19 protein-coding genes and 1 pseudogene are annotated in these 17313 nt (G+C 70.5%); 10 read left to right on the top strand and 10 right to left on the bottom strand.

Going from position 1 to position 17313, the window contains the following annotated elements:
• Window positions 1–34: 34 nt before the first annotated feature.
• On the bottom strand, window positions 35–1129 hold the full coding sequence (locus AMK33_RS20400) for a C40 family peptidase (protein WP_073934322.1): 1095 nt from the start codon (window positions 1127–1129) through the stop codon (window positions 35–37).
• Between the two features lie 198 nt (window positions 1130–1327).
• Window positions 1328–2149 carry a class I SAM-dependent methyltransferase gene (locus tag AMK33_RS20405; protein WP_073934323.1) on the bottom strand — a complete coding sequence of 274 codons (822 nt, stop codon included), beginning with the start codon at window positions 2147–2149 and terminating at the stop codon, window positions 1328–1330.
• 206 nt (window positions 2150–2355) lie between these two features.
• Here AMK33_RS20405 and mshA point away from each other — a divergent pair, with 206 nt between their 5' ends.
• Together mshA and AMK33_RS20415 are read left to right on the top strand one after the other, a co-directional pair.
• Window positions 2356–3693 carry a D-inositol-3-phosphate glycosyltransferase gene (gene mshA, locus AMK33_RS20410; protein ID WP_073934324.1) on the top strand — a complete coding sequence of 446 codons (1338 nt, stop codon included), beginning with the start codon at window positions 2356–2358 and terminating at the stop codon, window positions 3691–3693.
• Window positions 3686–4204 carry a YbjN domain-containing protein gene (locus tag AMK33_RS20415; protein WP_073934325.1) on the top strand — a complete coding sequence of 173 codons (519 nt, stop codon included), beginning with the start codon at window positions 3686–3688 and terminating at the stop codon, window positions 4202–4204. The genes mshA and AMK33_RS20415 overlap by 8 nt, the downstream gene beginning before the upstream one ends.
• Here AMK33_RS20415 and AMK33_RS20420 read toward each other — a convergent pair.
• Window positions 4158–4967: a helix-turn-helix domain-containing protein gene (locus tag AMK33_RS20420; RefSeq protein ID WP_073934326.1), complete on the bottom strand. Its 810-nt coding sequence runs from the start codon at window positions 4965–4967 to the stop codon at window positions 4158–4160. The genes AMK33_RS20415 and AMK33_RS20420 overlap by 47 nt on opposite strands.
• Here AMK33_RS20420 and AMK33_RS20425 point away from each other — a divergent pair.
• Complete coding sequence (locus AMK33_RS20425) at window positions 4966–5433, top strand: DUF2000 domain-containing protein (protein WP_073934327.1); 468 nt, start codon at window positions 4966–4968, stop codon at window positions 5431–5433. The genes AMK33_RS20420 and AMK33_RS20425 overlap by 2 nt on opposite strands.
• Before the next feature lie 12 nt (window positions 5434–5445).
• Window positions 5446–5955 (top strand): HAD domain-containing protein, encoded by a 510-nt coding sequence (locus AMK33_RS20430; RefSeq protein ID WP_073934328.1) that lies wholly within the window; start codon window positions 5446–5448, stop codon window positions 5953–5955.
• A 176-nt stretch (window positions 5956–6131) separates the two neighbouring features.
• Here AMK33_RS20430 and AMK33_RS20435 read toward each other — a convergent pair whose 3' ends face one another.
• From AMK33_RS20435 to AMK33_RS20445, 3 genes are all read right to left on the bottom strand, one after another.
• On the bottom strand, window positions 6132–7106 hold the full coding sequence (locus AMK33_RS20435; protein ID WP_073934329.1) for an alpha/beta fold hydrolase: 975 nt from the start codon (window positions 7104–7106) through the stop codon (window positions 6132–6134).
• Window positions 7107–7281: 175 nt separating this feature from the next.
• On the bottom strand, window positions 7282–7737 hold the full coding sequence (locus AMK33_RS20440; RefSeq protein ID WP_073934330.1) for a hypothetical protein: 456 nt from the start codon (window positions 7735–7737) through the stop codon (window positions 7282–7284).
• Between the two features lie 177 nt (window positions 7738–7914).
• A complete protein-coding gene (locus AMK33_RS20445; protein WP_383454737.1) occupies window positions 7915–8427 on the bottom strand; it encodes a DinB family protein in 513 nt (170 codons plus the stop codon).
• A gap of 137 nt (window positions 8428–8564) precedes the next feature.
• Between AMK33_RS20445 and AMK33_RS20450 the strand changes: the two genes are divergently transcribed.
• Both AMK33_RS20450 and AMK33_RS20455 read left to right on the top strand, forming a co-directional pair.
• Entirely contained in the window at window positions 8565–9005 is a 441-nt protein-coding gene (locus AMK33_RS20450) for a hypothetical protein (protein WP_073934331.1), read from the top strand.
• 137 nt (window positions 9006–9142) lie between these two features.
• Window positions 9143–10486 (top strand): FG-GAP-like repeat-containing protein, encoded by a 1344-nt coding sequence (locus tag AMK33_RS20455; protein ID WP_073934332.1) that lies wholly within the window; start codon window positions 9143–9145, stop codon window positions 10484–10486.
• Window positions 10487–10802: 316 nt separating this feature from the next.
• On the opposite strand, the gene AMK33_RS20465 is transcribed toward AMK33_RS20455, so the two are convergent.
• On the bottom strand, window positions 10803–10970 hold the full coding sequence (locus AMK33_RS20465) for a hypothetical protein (protein WP_383453928.1): 168 nt from the start codon (window positions 10968–10970) through the stop codon (window positions 10803–10805).
• Between the two features lie 347 nt (window positions 10971–11317).
• Window positions 11318–11803 (bottom strand): DUF4265 domain-containing protein, encoded by a 486-nt coding sequence (locus AMK33_RS20470; RefSeq protein WP_073934334.1) that lies wholly within the window; start codon window positions 11801–11803, stop codon window positions 11318–11320.
• 217 nt (window positions 11804–12020) lie between these two features.
• Between AMK33_RS20470 and AMK33_RS42210 the strand changes: the two genes are divergently transcribed.
• The 3 genes and pseudogenes from AMK33_RS42210 to AMK33_RS45210 all read left to right on the top strand — a co-directional run.
• Window positions 12021–12305, top strand: coding sequence for a lysine transporter LysE (locus AMK33_RS42210; RefSeq protein ID WP_143203847.1), 285 nt, complete (start codon window positions 12021–12023; stop codon window positions 12303–12305).
• A gap of 338 nt (window positions 12306–12643) precedes the next feature.
• Complete coding sequence (locus AMK33_RS20475) at window positions 12644–13039, top strand: DUF5958 family protein (protein ID WP_073934335.1); 396 nt, start codon at window positions 12644–12646, stop codon at window positions 13037–13039.
• 12 nt (window positions 13040–13051) lie between these two features.
• Window positions 13052–13147: pseudogene (locus AMK33_RS45210) on the top strand (ATP-binding protein); the annotation flags it as partial.
• Window positions 13148–13241: 94 nt separating this feature from the next.
• Here the strand turns inward: AMK33_RS45210 and AMK33_RS20480 are convergent.
• Window positions 13242–14603, bottom strand: a complete 1362-nt coding sequence (locus tag AMK33_RS20480; protein WP_201263053.1) for a hypothetical protein — start codon at window positions 14601–14603, stop codon at window positions 13242–13244.
• A gap of 83 nt (window positions 14604–14686) precedes the next feature.
• Between AMK33_RS20480 and AMK33_RS20485 the strand changes: the two genes are divergently transcribed.
• A complete protein-coding gene (locus tag AMK33_RS20485; protein WP_073934337.1) occupies window positions 14687–15184 on the top strand; it encodes a DUF5959 family protein in 498 nt (165 codons plus the stop codon).
• A 248-nt stretch (window positions 15185–15432) separates the two neighbouring features.
• Here the strand turns inward: AMK33_RS20485 and AMK33_RS20490 are convergent, their stop codons facing one another.
• Window positions 15433–17034: a restriction endonuclease gene (locus tag AMK33_RS20490; RefSeq protein ID WP_235618149.1), complete on the bottom strand. Its 1602-nt coding sequence runs from the start codon at window positions 17032–17034 to the stop codon at window positions 15433–15435.
• Window positions 17035–17313: the final 279 nt, after the last annotated feature.

Genomic DNA, 17313 nt, shown 5'->3' on the forward strand with positions numbered 1-17313 from the left:
TGTTGAGCGGCCGGAGCGGGAGGGCGCGAACCGCTCAGTTCGCGTCCGCGTCCGGCCGTACCACCCCGAGGATCGGCATCGATCCGGCCCCCGCGAGCGTCACCGTCCGCCCCGGGCGCGGGGCGTGCACGATCATGCCGTCCCCGACGTACATCCCCACGTGGCTGGCGTCGTCGAAGTAGATGACGAGGTCACCGGGGCGCATGTCCTTGATGTCGACGCGCTCGAGCTGCTTCCACTGCGCCTGCGAGGTGCGCGGCATGCCCCGCCCGGCCGAGATCCAGGCCTGGGAGGTCAGTCCTGAGCAGTCGTACGTGTTCGGCCCCTCGGCGCCCCACTGGTAGGGCTTCCCGATCTGCGCGGTGGCGTACGCGACGGCCTTCGCGCCCTGCTCCGTCGCCTTGCCCCTGATCTCGTCGAGGATGCCGGAGCCCAGCCACGAAGCCTGCGCCTCGGCGGCGGCCCGCTTCTCCAGCAGGGCCAGGCGCTCCTTCTCCACCTGCTCCAGCTCGGACTCGACCTTCTCGGCCGCCTTGATCCGCTTCTCGATCTTCTTCTGCGCCTCGGCCTTGGTCTTGCGGCCCGCCTCCAGCTCCGTCATCTGCGCTTCGGCGTCCTGCGCGTACTGCTCCAAGTCCTGCTGGGTGCGGGTCATTTCCCCGAGCAGGCCCTTGGCCGCGTGCTCGCCCTGGCGCACCCGGCCCGCGCCGTCGAGGAAATCCTGCGGGTCGTCGCTCAGCATCAGGTGGGCCTCGGGCGGAAGCCCGCCGCCGCGGTACTGGGCGGCGGCCGCGGCGCCCGCGCGGGCCTTCAGCTCGGCCAGTCTCTCCCGGCCCTCGACGATCTTCTTCGCCAGCCGGACGATCTGGGCGGACTGCTGCCGCGCCTTCTCCTCGGCGGCGTTGTACTCCTCGGTGGCGACGGCCGCCGCGCGGTAGAGCTTGTCGAGCTTCTCGCGTACGGCCTCGAGTTCCTCGTCCTGGTCGCCGACCACGGTGACGCTCGCGGTCGTGCCCGGGGACGGCGGGGGAGCGGGAGCCGCGAACGCCGTACCGGGCAGCGCCAGTACGGTGACCGCGCAGACCACGGTCACAGCCGCCGTGAGCAACCCGCGCTTGGCCGTCTCCATGACTCGCACCCCCGTTGATTAACCGTCAGTAACATATGGTCGCCCGGTGGATGCTGCCATGCCGACGCGCGAAACGACAGAGGGAGTACTTCCCGTCCCCCGCTTCCCGGCATTCTCCGGCATCCCCGGCGTGGTGATCATCCCGCCCGTGTGACGAACGACTCACACGGATCGTTCCCGCTCCGCGTCACCACGGGGTCACCCCCGCGGCGCCAGCGCCTCCCACCGCACCGTCACTTCCCCCTGCCGCCACCGCCCCGGCCCGTCCGACACCGGCCAGTCGGCGGTGAGGTCCCGCACCGCCCGGATCCAGCGCTGCCGCGCGCCGTACGAGGCGTAGGGCGCGGCGGCGGCCCAGGCGCGGTCGAAGTCGCGCAGGAAGGCGTGCACCGGTTCGCCCGGCACATTGCGGTGGATGAGCGCCTTCGGCAGGCGTTCCGCCAGGTCGGAGGGGCGCTCCAGGGAGCCGAGCCGGGTCGCGAAGGTGACGGTGCGCGGCCCTTCGGGGCCGAGGGCGACCCATACGTGCCGGCGCCCGATCTCGTCGCAGGTCCCCTCGACCAGCAGTCCGCCGCGCGAGCCCGTCGCCGGGTCGGCGGGGGCGAGCCGCGCGCACAGCCGCCGCCACACGGCGGCGACCTCGGCCTCGTCGTACTGGCGCAGCACGTTCGCCGCGCGGACCAGCACCGGCCGTCCGGGAACCGGGACCTCGAAGCCGCCGCGCAGGAAGGCCAGCCCCTCGCGCTCGTACGGCCGTGCCGCCGCGACCCGGGCCGGTTCGATCTCGACGCCCGTCACGCGCGCGCGGGGTGCCGCGGTGCGCAGCCGGTGCAGCAGTTCGACCGCCGTCCAGGGGGCCGCGCCGTAGCCGAGGTCGACGGCGACGGGATCGGCCGCGCGGCGCAGTTCCGCGCCGTGCGTGGCCGCGATCCAGCGGTCCATGCGGCGCAGGCGGTTGGGGTTGGTGGTCCCGCGCGTCACCGTGCCGACGGGACGGGACGAGGTGGCGCGGGCTGTCATACGGACGAGTATGCGGGTACCCGCGAACGGCACCGATGTGGGTGACGCGGCCCGCTCTCGAACGGTTGAGCGATCCTCGGTAATGATTCGGCAAAAACCCGAACCGGAGACGTCGTCCGGAAATGGGGACGCGGTTTTCGGACGTTGACGTCGCCGAGGGCCGCACACCCTCCGCCAGCCATGCCCGCAGCGAGGAGGAACGCCACGTGAGCCAGTACATCGCGAGGCTCGGACGGCGCTCCCCCGCCGCACCGCCGCGGCTGCGGCTGCACCGCAGGCCCCGCCGCGTGGCGATGCTCTCCGTGCACACCTCCCCGCTCCACCAGCCGGGCACCGGCGACGCGGGCGGCATGAACGTCTACATCGTGGAGCTCGCGCAGCGCCTCGCCGCGATCAACATCGAGGTCGAGATCTTCACCCGCGCGACCACCGCCGCCCTCCCGCCCACCGTCGAACTCGCCCCCGGCGTCCTCGTCCGGCACGTCGACGCGGGCCCCTACGAGGGCCTCGCCAAGGAGGAGCTGCCGGCCCAGCTCTGCGCCTTCACCCACGGCGTGATGCAGGCCTGGGCCCACCACCGCCCCGGCCACTACGACCTGGTCCACTCCCACTACTGGCTCTCCGGCCACGTCGGCTGGCTCGCCGCCCAGCGCTGGGGCGTCCCCCTGGTGCACGCCATGCACACCATGGCCAAGGTCAAGAACGCCAACCTGGCCGACGGCGACACGCCCGAACCCGCCGCGCGCGTCATCGGCGAGACCCAGATCGTCGCCGCCGCCGACCGGCTGATCGCCAACACCGCCGAGGAGGCCGACGAACTCGTACGGCACTACGCCGCCGACCCCGGCAAGGTCGCCGTCGTCCACCCCGGCGTGAACCTCTCCCGCTTCCGCCCGGCCGACGGCCGCGCCGCCGCGCGGGCCCGCCTCGGACTCCCGGGCGACGCCCTGATCCCGCTCTTCGCGGGCCGCATCCAGCCCCTCAAGGCCCCCGACGTGCTCCTCCGCGCGGTGGCCGCCCTGCTCGGCGAACGCCCCGAGCTGCGCTCACGCATCTGCGTCCCCGTGGTCGGCGGCCCCAGCGGCAGCGGCCTCGCCAAGCCGGAAGGGCTGCAGAAGCTCGCCGCGCGGCTCGGCATCGCCGACGTCGTACGGTTCTGCCCGCCCGTCGGACAGGAGCAGCTCGCGGACTGGTTCCGCGCGGCGTCCGTGCTCGTCATGCCGTCCTACAGCGAGTCCTTCGGACTGGTCGCCATAGAGGCGCAGGCCGCCGGCACCCCGGTGCTCGCGGCAGCGGTCGGCGGCCTCCCGGTGGCCGTACGGGACGGACACACCGGCTTCCTCGTCCAGGGCCACGACCCCGACGCCTACGCGCGCGTGCTGCGCGACTTCGCCGACCACCCGCACCTCGCCGACCGCATGGGCGAGGCCGCCGCCCGGCACGCCCAGTCCTTCGGCTGGGACACCTCCGCCGCGGCCACGGCCGACGTCTACACGGCCGCGACCCAGGCCCACCGCCGTCACGTACGCTCCCACCATGGCTGACAAGGCGACGGAGGCAGCGCGGGTCATCGAGGGCGTCCTGAAGGACGCCGAGCTGGAGTGGGAGAGTCCCGCGCCCGGCAGCTACGTGGTGAAACTCCCCGGCACCCGCAAGCTCTCCACCACCGTGTCCCTGATCGCCGGCCGGCACACGCTCTCCCTGAACGCCTTCGTCATCCGCCACCCCGACGAGAACGAGGCCGGCGTCCACCGCTGGCTCCTGGAGCGCAACCTCAAGCTCTTCGGCGTGAGTTACGCCGTCGACCCGCTCGGCGACATCTACGTCACCGGCCGCCTCCCCCTGGCCGCCGTCACCGCGGAGGAACTCGACCGCCTCCTCGGCCAGGTCCTCGAGGCCGCCGACGGAAGCTTCAACACCCTCCTGGAGCTGGGCTTCGCCTCGGCGATCCGCAAGGAGTACGACTGGCGCGTGTCACGCGGCGAGTCCACCCGCAACCTGGACGCGTTCACCCACCTGCTGGAGCGCCCGTCGCCCGGTAACGACCCGGAGTGACCCCCACCAGCTTCCGGAAGTGCCGGGTGAGGTGCGCCTGGTCGTAGAACCCGGTGGCGACGGCGACCTCGCCCGGTGAGCGTCCCTCCAGGAGCAGCCGCCGGGCGCGGCCGACCCGGCGGGACATCAGGTACTGGTGCGGCGCGATGCCGTAGGCCCCGCTGAACGCCCGTACGAGGTGCGCGGGATGGGCGGACAGCGTCCCGCCGGCCTCCGCCAGGCTCACGCCGTCCACGACCCGCTCGTCGAGCAGCTCCCGCAGCCGCCGCGCGAGCACGGGATCCCGCCGGGGTGCGCCGAGGACCTCCCGGGACCGCAGATGCTCCCGCAGCCGCTCCCCGACCAGCGTCAGCCTGCTCTCGGCCTCCAGCTCGTCCCCGGGCCGCACGAGCGCGGAGTGCACCTGCCCGACGCGCCGCCGCAGCAGGGGGTCGCGCAGATCGGGCCGGTCCACGGCGGCGCCGATGAGACCGTCGGCGAGATGGTGGCCGTCGAGGTACAGCACCCGCTTGCGGAAGCCGTCGGAGGTGGCGGGGGCGCCGTTGTGCGGGACGTGCGGCGGCAGCAGGGACACGGTGTCGTGCGGGGTGCCGTGCTCGTGCCGGTCGAGGTCGTACCGTACGGCCCCGTCGTCCACGATGAGCAGCGTCCAGGCGTCGTGGACGTGCATCGGGTAGGCGTACTCGGTGAAGCGGGCGTGGAACACCTCGACGACGCCCGGCACACGGGGCCGCCAGGCGGACACGCTCGCCCGGGAGGACATGCAAACAACGTACAAGACGCGGGCCGGCCCCGATCGGCAGTCTCAGGGCATGAGCACTCGCTTCGACACGAAGATCGCCGTACTGCTGCGCGAGGACCTGGAGCCCTGGCAGCGCCTCAACGTCACCGCGTTCCTGGTCAGCGGCCTGGGCACCCGGCTCCCCGAACTGATCGGCGCACCCTACGAGGACGCGGACGACGTGCCGTACCTGCCGATGTTCCGCCAGCCGGTCCTGGTCTTCCAGGGCACGAAGGAGGTGCTGAAGGCGGCCCACGCGCGGGCCCTCTCCCGCGCCCTCCCCCGCGCGGTCTTCACCTCCGACCTGTTCGCCACGGGCCACGACGAGGCCAACCGCGCGGCGGTCCGCGCCGTGGGCACGGCGGACCTGGACCTGGTGGGCCTGTCGCTCCACGGCCCGAGGAACGCGGTGGACAAGGTCCTGAAGGGGGCCGGGATGCACCCGTGAGACGCTGACCGCATGAGCAGTGCGCCCCGCCCGGTCCTCTTCCTGGACGTGGACGGCCCGCTGATCCCCTTCGGCTCCGGCTTCGGCTCCGGCGCACCCGCGCGGGGACCGCTCACGGACTCCGGGAACCCCCTGCTGACCCGCCTCGACCCCACGGTGGGCGCACGCCTGCTCGCCCTCCCCTGCGAGCTGGTGTGGGCGACGACCTGGCAGCACGAGGCGAACGACACGATCGCCCCACGCCTCGGCCTGCCGCGCCTGCCGACGGTCCCCTGGCCGGAGGACGACGACACCCCCGCACCGCGCGGCCTCCACTGGAAGACCCGCCCCCTAGCGGAGTGGGCCGGGCGGCGCCCCTTCGTCTGGCTGGACGACGAGATCGGCGAGACGGACCGCGCGTGGACCGAGGCGGCCCACCCGGCCCCGGCACTCCTCCACCGGGTGGACCCTGCGAAGGGCCTGACGGAGGCGGACCTCACGGCGGTACGGGAGTGGCTTCGCGCTGTCCCTCCCGGCCGGTGATGTCGCGCTCTTCGCCGGGCCCCCTGCGCGGAGTCCCCGTGCCAGGCCAGCATGTCCGGTCCCCGTGACGTCGATCCGTACGCGATGTGGCGCCACGCGCTCGCCGAGGCCGACCGGGTCTTCGCGTCGCCCCGGGCTCGACCGCCCGGTGCGCGGTCCCCTTCAGGACATCCGGGTCACAGCGCGGCCAGCCACTCGGTGAGGAGGCGGTTGACCTCCTCGGGGCGTTCCTGCTGGATCCAGTGGCCGCAGTCGTCGAGGAGGTGGGAGGAGACCAGGCCCGGCAGGGTCACCGGGTACGCCTCGATCGCGTCGGCCAGCCAGGTCGTGGAGGCGTCCAGGCCGCCGCCGACGAACAGCGACGGCTGGCTGATCGGGGCGCCGTCGAAGGCGGCGAGGTCCTCCCAGTCGCGGTCCATGTTCCGGTAGCGGTCGAGCGCCCCGGTCATGCCGGTGCGTTCGAACTCCCCGGCGTAGACGTCGAGGTCCCGCTCGCTCAGCCAGCCGGGCAGCCGGCCCGCGGGGAACCGGTCGCGCATGGTCCCGCCCCTGCCGACGAAGTGCGGATCGGGAGCGCCGGGCGCGGGCATGGTGTCGGCGGACAGCGCCGCGTAGAGGCCCGCGAGCCAGCCCCGTACATCGGGTTCGATCTCCGCCTCGGCGCGGCCCGGCTCCTGGAAGTACGAGACGTAGAACTCCTCGTCACCGCCCATCCCGGCGAAGACGTCACTGGGCCGGGGCCCGCCGCGCGGGGTGTAGGGCACGCTCAGCAGCGCCACCGCGCGGAAGACGTCCGGCCTGAGCAGCGCGGAGTTCGCGGCGATGGCCGCACCCCAGTCGTGCCCCACGACCACGGCCGACTCCTCGCCCAGGGCGTGCACCACGGCGACGTTGTCCGCCACCAGGTCGAGCATCCGGTACGCGTCCGTCGCGGCCGGCCTGGAGGAGCGGCCGTACCCGCGGACGTCGACGGCGACCGCGCGGTACCCCGCCGCCGCGAGCGCGGGCAACTGGTGCCGCCAGGAGTACCAGGACTCCGGGAAGCCGTGCACGAGCAGCACCAGCGGCCCGGTGCCCTGCTCCGCGAGATGGATCCGGCCTCCCGGCGAGGAAACCAGCCGGTGCGTGATCTCCGTGGTCTTCCGGTTCATGCGCCCTCCTCCAGGACCGTGTTCCGCCGTGCCTCGATCATGCGGAAGACCACCCCGGAGGCCCGAGCGCATTTGCCGACCCGGCAAACCCGCCGGCCGCGACTCGACCCGTCCCGCCCTCGCCGCGGGCTGTGAGGCCGTGGCAAGGGCCGGGGGGACGAGCCCGGCGGAGGCGTCAGACGTCGTACAGGGTGACGGTGACCGACCCGTCCTCGCCGGTGACGGCGTACTGGCCGGGGCCCTCGACCGGCACACAACCGGCGGCGAGGACGTCGTCGTCGTTGATGCCCGTGTCGTCCTCGTTCACGAAGGCGCACAGCTCGGTGACGGGGTGGTCGGCGTACCTCACCTCGTAAAGGCCCGAGTCCGGGTAGCGCGGAAGGGTGGGGGTGTAGAGGCCGACGTCCGGGTGCTCCCACAGGGCGGTCTCCTGGCCCCACGGCGCCTGCAGCCAGACCCTCCCGTAGGGCTCGGGCAGGTCGTTGTCGTCGCGCTCCTGGGGGTTGGAGAATTCGATCGAGTACATGACGGGTCCGGGTGCCGCCGCCTGCGCGGAAGTGGCCGCTCCACCGAGCAGCAGCAGTACTGCCGAACCGGTCGCCGCCAACCGGCCCATGAACGTGAGACGCATCCCTCCACCTTTCACCGAAAGTAGTCGTCCGACTACACGGCGAGAGATTAGGAGGGGTCGGCTCTCGGTTCCCCGGGCCGACGGCTAAACCACTCAGGGCACTGACGCGGGGGCTCACCCCGCCTCCCTGCGCGCCGCCGGGCCGAGAGCACGGTGCTCCGTCGACGGGTGGGCGAGCTACTGCCCCACCCGCCCGTCGACGCACTCGCGCAGCAGGTCGGCGTGGCCGCAGTGGCGGGCGTACTCCTCGACGCGGTGGACCCACAGTTCGCGGACGGAGCCGCCGTCCTGGAGCACCCGCGCGCCCAGGTCCGGGTACTCGGCCAACGCCGCGTCGGTGGCCGCCTGTTCGCGGGCGAGGTCGGCGAAGGCGCCGTCGACCAGCGCCTGATCGGCGGCGGCACCGTCGAAGTCGGCGTCACGCGCCCCGTACAGCTTCGGTTCCGGTCCGCCGGGCCCGAACCAGCCCCGCCAGTCCCGCTCCACCTCCGCGAGATGCCGGACCAGCCCCAGCAGGGACATGGTCGACGGCGGCACCGACCGGCACGCCAGCTGCTCCGGGCTCAGCCCCTCGCACTTCATCCTCAGGGTCAGCCGGTAGTTCCGCAGGTAGTCCTGCAACGTCGCCAGCTCCCCCTCCGGACCGGCCCCGTCACTCTCCCGGGGGTCGTCGTCGGGGTCCGCCCACATGTCGGGGTGGACACTGGCCTGGCTCCATCGCTCCGGCGCATCACTCACCGGGCCCACGATGCTGAGCGGCACCCCGGGCCGCAAGCGAATATCGCGGCGGCGACGGTGATGTCAGTGCGGGCCCCCACAATGCCGTCATGAGCGAGCACTTCGAGGTCGTCCTCTCCTGCTTCCTGCGCGACGACATCCCGGTCCCGGTCCTGGCGGCCCTGCGCTGGCACATGGGCATGGACGACGACCGCCCGGACACCCTGGACCCGGACGACCACCCCTACCCGTTGCTGTCCCCGGACGACAACAGTCGCCTCCCCGGCGGCGACTTCGTGTCCCTGCGCCGTACGGTGCAGGAGTTCACGACATCGGGGAAGCGGTACGAGTGGGAGCTGTTCTCCCGCAAGGACTGGGTCGACGACCTGACACTCCACCTCGACGCCTTCCTGGAGCTGATAGCCCCCCACATCGCGGACAGCGGCTACGGCGGTCACATCCGCCACCTGTACGAGACAGAGGCGAAGCCCATCCACTTCCACGACGGCACGTACGACCCCGTCATGGCCTGGATCTGGAAGAGGTTCTGAGCCGCACCGACCCGTCCGAAGCCGGGGGAAACGGGGAAAGCGGTCGTGGCCGGTGTACAACCATCGACGGTCCGCACGCGTCCAAGATCGCAGTTCAAGCGCTCGTCCACAGGACGCTTCCCGGACCCCGGAGAATCATGCCCTCCTCGCGTACCGCCCTCGCCGCCGCTTCCACTCTCGTGGCGGCGCTCTGCACACCACTCCTCGCCGCCCCCACCGCGGCCGCCGCCCCCGCCAAGTACGCGGACGACTTCAACGGTGACGGCTACCGCGACTACGCCTACGGACAGAGCGTCACCGACGCCGGCAACGACGGCTCCGGAACCGTCGGCATCATCTACGGCACCGCCACCGGACCGGACGGGCGCAAGCAGAACATCACACAGAACAGCGCGGGCGTCCCCGGCGCCAACGAGTGGGACGACAGCTTCGGCAACGCGCTGGCGGCCGCCGACTTCAACCGCGACGGATACGGCGACCTGGCCGTCGCCGTCTACGGCGAGGACGTCGGCGCGAACAAGGAGCAGGGCGGGACCACGATCCTCTGGGGGTCCGCGAAGGGCCTGTCCGGAGGCACCGTCGTCCCGAACAAGATGCCCGGGAAGCACGGCCAGATGGGCCTCGACCTCGCCACCGGCGACTTCAACGGCGACGGCAAGCCCGACCTGGCCCTGATCAACCACAACACCGCGCACGTGTACACCGGCTCGTTCACCAAGTCCGGCTTCAGCGGCAAGGTCACCAGGCTCAGCAACGAGAGGGTGTTCGCCGAGCACCTGACCGCCGGGCAGGTCACCAAGGACAAGGCTTCCGACCTCGTGGTCATCGGCGCGGTGGACGGGGACCAGCACACCGTCACCGGCGCCTGGTTCATCCGCGGCGGGAGCACGCTCACCCGGGGCGCGACGTACCGGATGGGCACCGGCGAGGACACCAGCTGGGAGGTCGACGCCCAGATCGCCGACTTCAACAAGGACGGCTACGGGGACATCGCGCTCGGACACCCCAATGCCAACGGAGCCGGCGGCGTCCTCGTCTGGCGCGGCGGTTCCAGCGGCCCCAGCGGCGTCACCCGCGTCAACCAGAACACCGCGGGCATCTCCGGCAGCATGGAGAAGGGCGACCGCTTCGGCGCGCGGATCTCCGTCGGCGACGTCAACCACGACGGCTACCCGGACCTCGCCGTCGCCGCCCCCGGAGAGGACCTCGCCGACCACGCCGACGCGGGCGCCGTCCACATCCTGCGCGGCAGCGCCTCCGGGCTCACCGGATCCAAGTCGCAGTTCTTCCACCGCGACACCTCGGGCGTGCCGGGCGGCCTGGAGGCCGGGGAGTCCTTCGGCGAAGGGCTGCGCCTGCGCGACTCCGACCGCGACGGCCACGCCGACCTCTTCACGGACTACCTGCGCCTGCGCGGTTCCTCCGGAGGCATCGTGGCGTCCGGCGCCCAGTCCGCGATCTGGTCGTACTTCCTGCAGTAGGAGCTGCCGTCACCGGGCACGCGCACATCCTCCGGGCGGGCCGGCACGAGACCGGCCCACCCGGACGGACCCTGCGGAAGGCGGCCTCAGGCGGCCCTGGATCGCGCCGCCCGCGTGTCCGGGGCGGGATCGTGTGCTTCCTCGGGCACGAAGGTCTCGTCCTCCCCGAAGTCGGGGCTCAGGAAGGGGTTCGTGGCCGGAGGCGGCGATGCTGCGACGGAACGGCGGGGCAGCCCCTCCGGAGCGGAGAACAGCGAGGTCGGTTCGATGAGAGGTTCCTCTTTCGGTACAGGTCCCGTGACCGGGCACAGTGGTCCTACGGCTTGGTCGTCTTCGCGTACGGGCCGAGGATCCGCGTTCGTGTCGAACCGGATTCCCCGAGCGCCGCGATCCAGCCTTCGACGGCGATCACCCGGCCGAGGCCGTACACGTCGTGCGTGCCCCGGTCGTCCACGGCGAAGCGCTGGAGGAGGGGAGACGGCATGACCGGGGCCTTGAGAGGGCTCCCGGGCAGACGCCGCTTCGGTGCAGCGGATTCCGTCACCGACCCCAGTATGCGCCCACGCGCCCCCCACCCGCTGTGGCCACCGTCTCCCCATCCGCCCCGGCCGGACACCGGCGTCCGGTCCGGAAAGAAGCCCCCCACCCACGAAGACACCGCAGGTCAGGGCGGGAAAGGGCGGCTTGCTCCTTCTCGCTCCGAGCCTTGCCGGGGATTCCGAGGAACTGGGCTCTCCCCGCTCGGCAACGGCGTACATGTACGCCTGACGGCCGTCGTCGGCCGTCCCTGGCCCCTGCCGGACGGCCCGGACGCGGGCCTCATGAACGGTGTCAGCCGGCGGAGACGGCCCGCCATCGCGCGGTGACGCACCCTTCTTCCATATCCCACCATTCCTCGGCCACGCCGTGCCTGAGCAGCCTTTGCACCTTGGCGAGATCGGCGGCGGGCGGGACGTCCAGGGCGACCATGCGGAACCGCTCCATGCCGTCGCCGTGGACTCCGAGGCCGTGAAAGGCGTCGATCACACTCTGGCGTGCGGCTTCCGAACCACCGTCGCGGAACACGATGAGGCGGATGGTGCAGTTCCCGGAACGCCGGACCACCTCGCCGGCCCATCGAACGCCCTCCTCGTCGGGCTCGGTGGCCACGATGTCCCCGCAGGCGATGTCACGAACGAACCAGGGGATGTTGTCGAGCCGCACGGTGCCGTCGCCCTGGTCGACAGCCCACAGGCTCTCCACCGACGCCGGGGGCCGGTCGTCCTCGATCTCAAGCCGGAAGTGCACCTTCACGTACGGGCCCTCGGGGTTCGTCATGGTGCCCAGGATGCACAGTCTTCCCGTGCCGGGCCGCAGGCGGACGAGGTTCCCCCGTCGTCCGGAGAGGGCTGATCAAGTGGCCTTGTCCGTCTTCCCCGGACACCGCGCGATTTCGTAGGGTCCGATCATTCGAGACCGGCTCGGGGGGGGGCGTGTGGTTGTTCCTGCAGGTCGGAGTCGTGTCCTACGCGTGCTCCGTGGCGTTGGTTCGTTCTTGAAGGAGTTTCTGGGGGAGCTCGCCGGAGAGGCAGTACTGACGGTGGTCGCCTGTCTTGCCGTGGTGGGTCTGGCTCTGGCGTTCGTCTGGGGATGGGAGCACGACCCACTGGTCACAGGAGGGGCAGGCGGTGCCTTGCTGGCCTTCCTCGGCTATGGCGGCTGGGAACTGTCTCGTCCCACCGAGTCAGGGCGGCGCGGCCGACTGGCCGGCTCGGCGGCTGCCACGTTCGCCGTAGCAGCCGTATTCATCGCCTACGCCTGGTCCTGTGACTGCTTCTGAACGGTCAGGCCGGACACAGTGCCTGACAACCACCGTGGCGGACGGGGCGCGAACCTCTTCGTCCCGAAAAACTCGGGCGGCCGCTGGACCTCGGGCCGCTGTGTCTTTCACCTGCGGTGGTGGTCCGCAGACGTCCGTGCTTGTCCGCTGTTGTACGTCAGCGTTGTCACGCGGTCGGACATTCACCCGGGACGGGACCCACCTGGAAGGCGTTACGCGGGTTCGACGGGGTGCCTGCTGCTCACGTCAGACCGCTGTGGCATCAGGACACGAGGAGCCGTGCTGCTCACAGGTGGTCGTGCGCGTACCGTCGGTCTGGATCATGGGGGTGGAAACCTGTGCTGTACGCACACGAGGTGATCCTGAACGAACTCGCGCAGGGGCTCAGACCCATGGCCGAGGGCGTCGAGTGGTTCGAGGGCCTCTCGGAGGACGGCCGACGCAAGGTCCTGCACGCGCTGGTCCTGTTCTGCGGGCAGGCCCGCGCCCGTGAGGAGGACGTGCCGGAGAGCATCGAGCGTTCCGGCATCCGTCCCACTCACACACCGGCGGTGATGCTCACGAAGTGGCGCTTCGGAATGGAAGCACTTCCGGCCTGCGAACTCACCACGTCCTTCCGCCTGCTTGTCACCCTCTTCAGCATCGCGGACACCCGCAGGCGGACGCTGTACTGTGCCGGGGGATGCGGCCATGCGTGGCACAACCTGCCGGATCCGCCACGGGACGTCACCTGAGGCGACGTCGACGTCGACGCCGTCGCCGCTTCCTGGCACTCCGGGCCGAGCCGCTTCGGGGGAACGGTCGTCTCCTTCGAGCCGGCTGACGCCTGGACGGAGAGCTGAGTTCCCCAGCGCGACCCCTCTCCGTCAGCCCGGGAAACTGCTGTCATGCATGGCCGGTCACTGTGCTGACCTGGACGAGCCGCCGGGTCGTGCCTCACCTGTCTCGCTGGTGGTGACTTCGGGTGATGAGCCATGTTCCGCCGACTATCAGTAGCGCGAAGAGTGCCAGGCCGACGCCCTGTGCGGCCAGGAGCCACAGACGGTCGGACAGGGGGAGTTTTCCGGTGAGGGTGACCTGGAGCGAACCGACTGCGAAGGCGATGGCGGCCGTGAAGACGGCGACGACTTCGACGGCTCGCACCGAAGAGGTGTGGAGAGAACGTTCCAGCTGAGCATTGGCCGCGGCCTGTTGTTCCCATCGGCGCTGCTGCTCCGCGTCCCGCAGAGCACGAAGCCTTCCTTCCTGGACCGCGTCCCTCTTCGTCAGGTACTGGTCCTGCAGAACGCCGAGACTGGCAGTGGGACTCGCCGCGAGCAACGCAAGGGCGGTGTCGATGTTCTCCAGTGCCGCGTCGTGCTCCCCGCACATGTGCAGCCCGGTGGCCAGGCGCGCATGGAACATGTGGTCGCCGGGATGGGCCCGTACCGCCTCCTGCGCGTGGCGACGCAGAAGCTCTCCCTGGCCCGGGAAGGGGGCGGCGAACGCCAACCCGTTGAGGCAGATGTCCACGGTGTGCCGGGTCCGGCCCGGTGCGGACCAGGCCCTTCCCAACAACTCGGTCGCGTACGCGACGGTCAGAGTCCGGCTGCCGAACGCCGCGAACGACTGAAGCGCGATGTAGACGGGTTCGTTCCGAAGGGAGCCGGCAGCCACGGAGGCGGGTGAGAACTCCAGGAAGGCGTGCAACTCGTCGAAGCAGAAGTTCGCCCGCAACTTACCCGCGTGGAACAGGGTGACGAAGAACGCCGTGCGTTCCGCCCCGGCCCCTCCGCCCGCCCCGTCCACCACCGCCGCGAGTTGATCCGCGGACTCCGCGGCTCCCCGGTTCAGGAACCCGTTGCCAAGAGCCCACTGCTCCGCAACGGCACCCCAGCTGTCGGCCGTCACCCGGTCGGCCATCCACCGCGCGCACTCGACAGCCGTCGTGGCTGTCGGCCGCTGCTGGAAGCGTTGGCGCCAGTAACGATCGGCACACATGAAGTACGGGTCGAGACGGAGGTCGGCGGAACGCACCTCGAACGTCGGCGGCGTTCCCGCCGCCAGCAGTTCCGCGGCTGTCTCGTCACAGATGCGGTCGCGCGTTCTGGCATCGGTCGCACGAGCTTCGTCCAACCGCGCGATGACTGTTGCTGCGTCCATGCGTCCCCGGCCTCCGTAAGCCCGCTCTCGCCACTCCGTCCACCTGAACATATCCACAGGACAAAGCCGTTGGTTGCCGAGCTCAGCAAGGTTGTGTTCGCGCCCCTCATGCCCTCCGGCCGGGAACGGGCCGACGGAGCCGTGTCCGAGGTCCACGTGGAGCGCCCGCACCCCGAGCCGTGGGGTCGGCGAGTGGTCCGGCAGGATGCTCGAACGCGGTTACTTCGGGGAGGGAACCCATGCACTCTGCGGACGGGGTCATCGATCTGATCCATCTGGCCGACAGGCCCGGCACCAGTGGCCACAGTGTCTCCGTGCGTGTCCTGGGGCGCTGTCAGCCCGGAATCCTGACCGGCCACGACCTCCTCGACTGCGAGATCGTCATCGTGGCTGAGGAATCCCTCAACGCCTCCTTCACGGTGACCCTCTTCCCTGAGGACCTGGAGGACTGGGAGGAGACTCTGGCAAGGCTGGAGGCCCGGCGGTTCGCCACGTGGCTCGACTCCGGGCGGACTCCTTCCATGAGGTTCAAGCCCCAGGAGAGCGGCGGGCTCTTGGTGTCCGTGCACGACGGGCCGTCGACCGGGATCACGGTCACCCTCCCGTTGTCCGTGCCACCGCCGACGTGGGCCGCCGAACAGCGCGACCTTCTCACCCGAGTGCGTGAGGTCTACCCCCGTGAGGTGGTCGAGACGTCACCAGGTACGTACGAGTGGCGGCGTGACCGCCACTCCTGACGGCCCCAGGACAGCCATAAGCCCCCTACCCGCGAAGAAGAGTCGCAGGTAGGGGGCTTGAAGCGTTCGGGTTACTTCTTCTTGCCCTGGGTCTTGCCGGGGATCTTGGTGAGCTGGGTATTCGCTGGTCGGGGGCGGTGGGGCCGTGCGCCTGGTGGTCGTCGTTGGTCGTCATTGGCCACTGATGAGCGGCCTCGGACGGCCCAGGGACGGCCCAGCTCCTTGGCCCGGTGGGCGGCCCGCCAGCCTCAGCGCGCGGGGCGCCTCTTCGGGGGAACTGGGCCCGGAATCACATCCTTGCCAAGGTGTTCCTTGATCAGGTACTTGAGTTCCGGCCCTTCGATGAGCTGGAGCCGACCATGTTGGCGGGCAAAGTCGTGGCTAGCCCTACCGAACCACGATGTCGTGATCAGGACCCCCTTGGCAGCACGCTTGTGCTCGACCACTCCGGCGAGCGCCTGGACGGACTCAACACCCACGAGCTTGCTGTAGCGCTTCGCCTGAATGATGCACTCACCGTTGAAGACGGGGTCCTTGCTGACGGCCACCGCGTCCACGCCCTCGTCTTTGGAGGCCTGGGTGTTCCAGGCCTCCATGCCGATCGCCTCGAACAGTTGGCGAATCAGGTGCTCGAACTCTGTGGGCGTCAACTTCACCAGCACGGGCCTGCTGTCCAGGCCGGCGACTACATCCATGCTGTCCATGAGCCGGTACTTCGACAGGTCGAACTCGACGATGGGGCGGATCGGTTCGAGATCGTAGGGGTTGGGAGACACCAGAGCGTTAAGCCCCCTGAGGCACCGCGCTGGATCAACCTGACTGAGACGGAGCTTGCCGAACTGCTCCCTGCTGGCGCTGAGCGTCACGAGACAGGGTGAGACCTCCTGACCGGTAGCCCGGTCGATGGTTTTCACATGGCCGTTCAGGATCACGCCATTGACGACCCGGTCCGGATCGCTCGTCAGGGCTTCGTGCACTGTCCTCAGAGCGACTTGTGCCAGGACGGATGCATAGATCTCCTTGCGCTCCTTCTCTGGACGAGGCAGCACGGTCGTCTCGTCCCGGTTCTTCACGTACCGGTAGCCCCGCGCCGTGGGAACGATCGCCTCAGGAGGCAAATGGATCTCAATGAGTACATCACCGGTGGCAGGGCGAAAGGCGATCCGATGCTCGTGCGGGAAGCCCACTGGATACACCGACGCATCCAGAACAGCCCCTAGATGAGCCTCGACCGCTGCGGGCTCCCCGGCCCTGTACGCCTCGCGCTCCTCATCCAACTTCGCGTTGAAGGTCGCCACCTCGTCAAGGGCTTGCGCTTCGGCCTGGCGGTGCTCGGCACGCTTCCGCTCCAGCGTTGCCAGCCGCTTCTGCTCGGCCCGCCTGTGGCGATCCTGTGCCTCGCCGAACCGCACACGCGCCTCGGCAACCTCAGCTTCATAGCGCTTCCTGCCAAGACCCAAGACAGCAACCAGACCACCGGGTTCCGGTGGTGCGAACCCCTCCCAGCGCGGGGAAGGCTCCGGACGAGACCAAGGACGCTCGTCTAACACTCTCGGCGTGTGAGTCCTCCGCCGGCGCCCAAAGGTCGTTGGCGGATCGCCAACCAACGCGTCGCGGAGCAACTGCCCGAGTTGCTCGACCTCGTGCTCGACCCCGATCGTGCGAACCCGCGCCTGCTCGGCCTGCTGCTCCTGATACGCGGCCTTCCGCTCGCGTTCCTGCCGCTTGCTGGCCGTCTCAGCAGCCTTGCGTTCCCGCTCCGCTTGTCGTGCCCGTTGCTCCTGAGCACGTCGTAAAGCTTGCTGTTGCCGCTGGTAGTCGTTGCCTCGGCCGCTGCCCCGTTGCGCCACCTGTTTGCCTCTCCCCTGGCCTACTCCGCCACAGGGCTGCATTCCCCTTCCACATCGCAGAATCACGCCCAGTAGGGACGTCGCGCGGGTTTGCCGACCATCAGGCGCGCGTGCATCGCTGCACCCCTACTGCCGTCAGCCACGCTGTCGAGGTGTCGTCGGCCAGAGGAACCTAGGACGCCCGGCCCGTGAGCACACTGCTGAGCCATCAGCTTGGGAAGCTGCGATCATTTACGGCGGACAAGGCCCCTGATCTGGGTGTTCGCCTGGTGCGGGGTC

Origin of the sequence: Streptomyces sp. CB02400, assembly GCF_001905725.1 — a bacterium.
Classification (GTDB): domain Bacteria; phylum Actinomycetota; class Actinomycetes; order Streptomycetales; family Streptomycetaceae; genus Streptomyces; species Streptomyces atrovirens.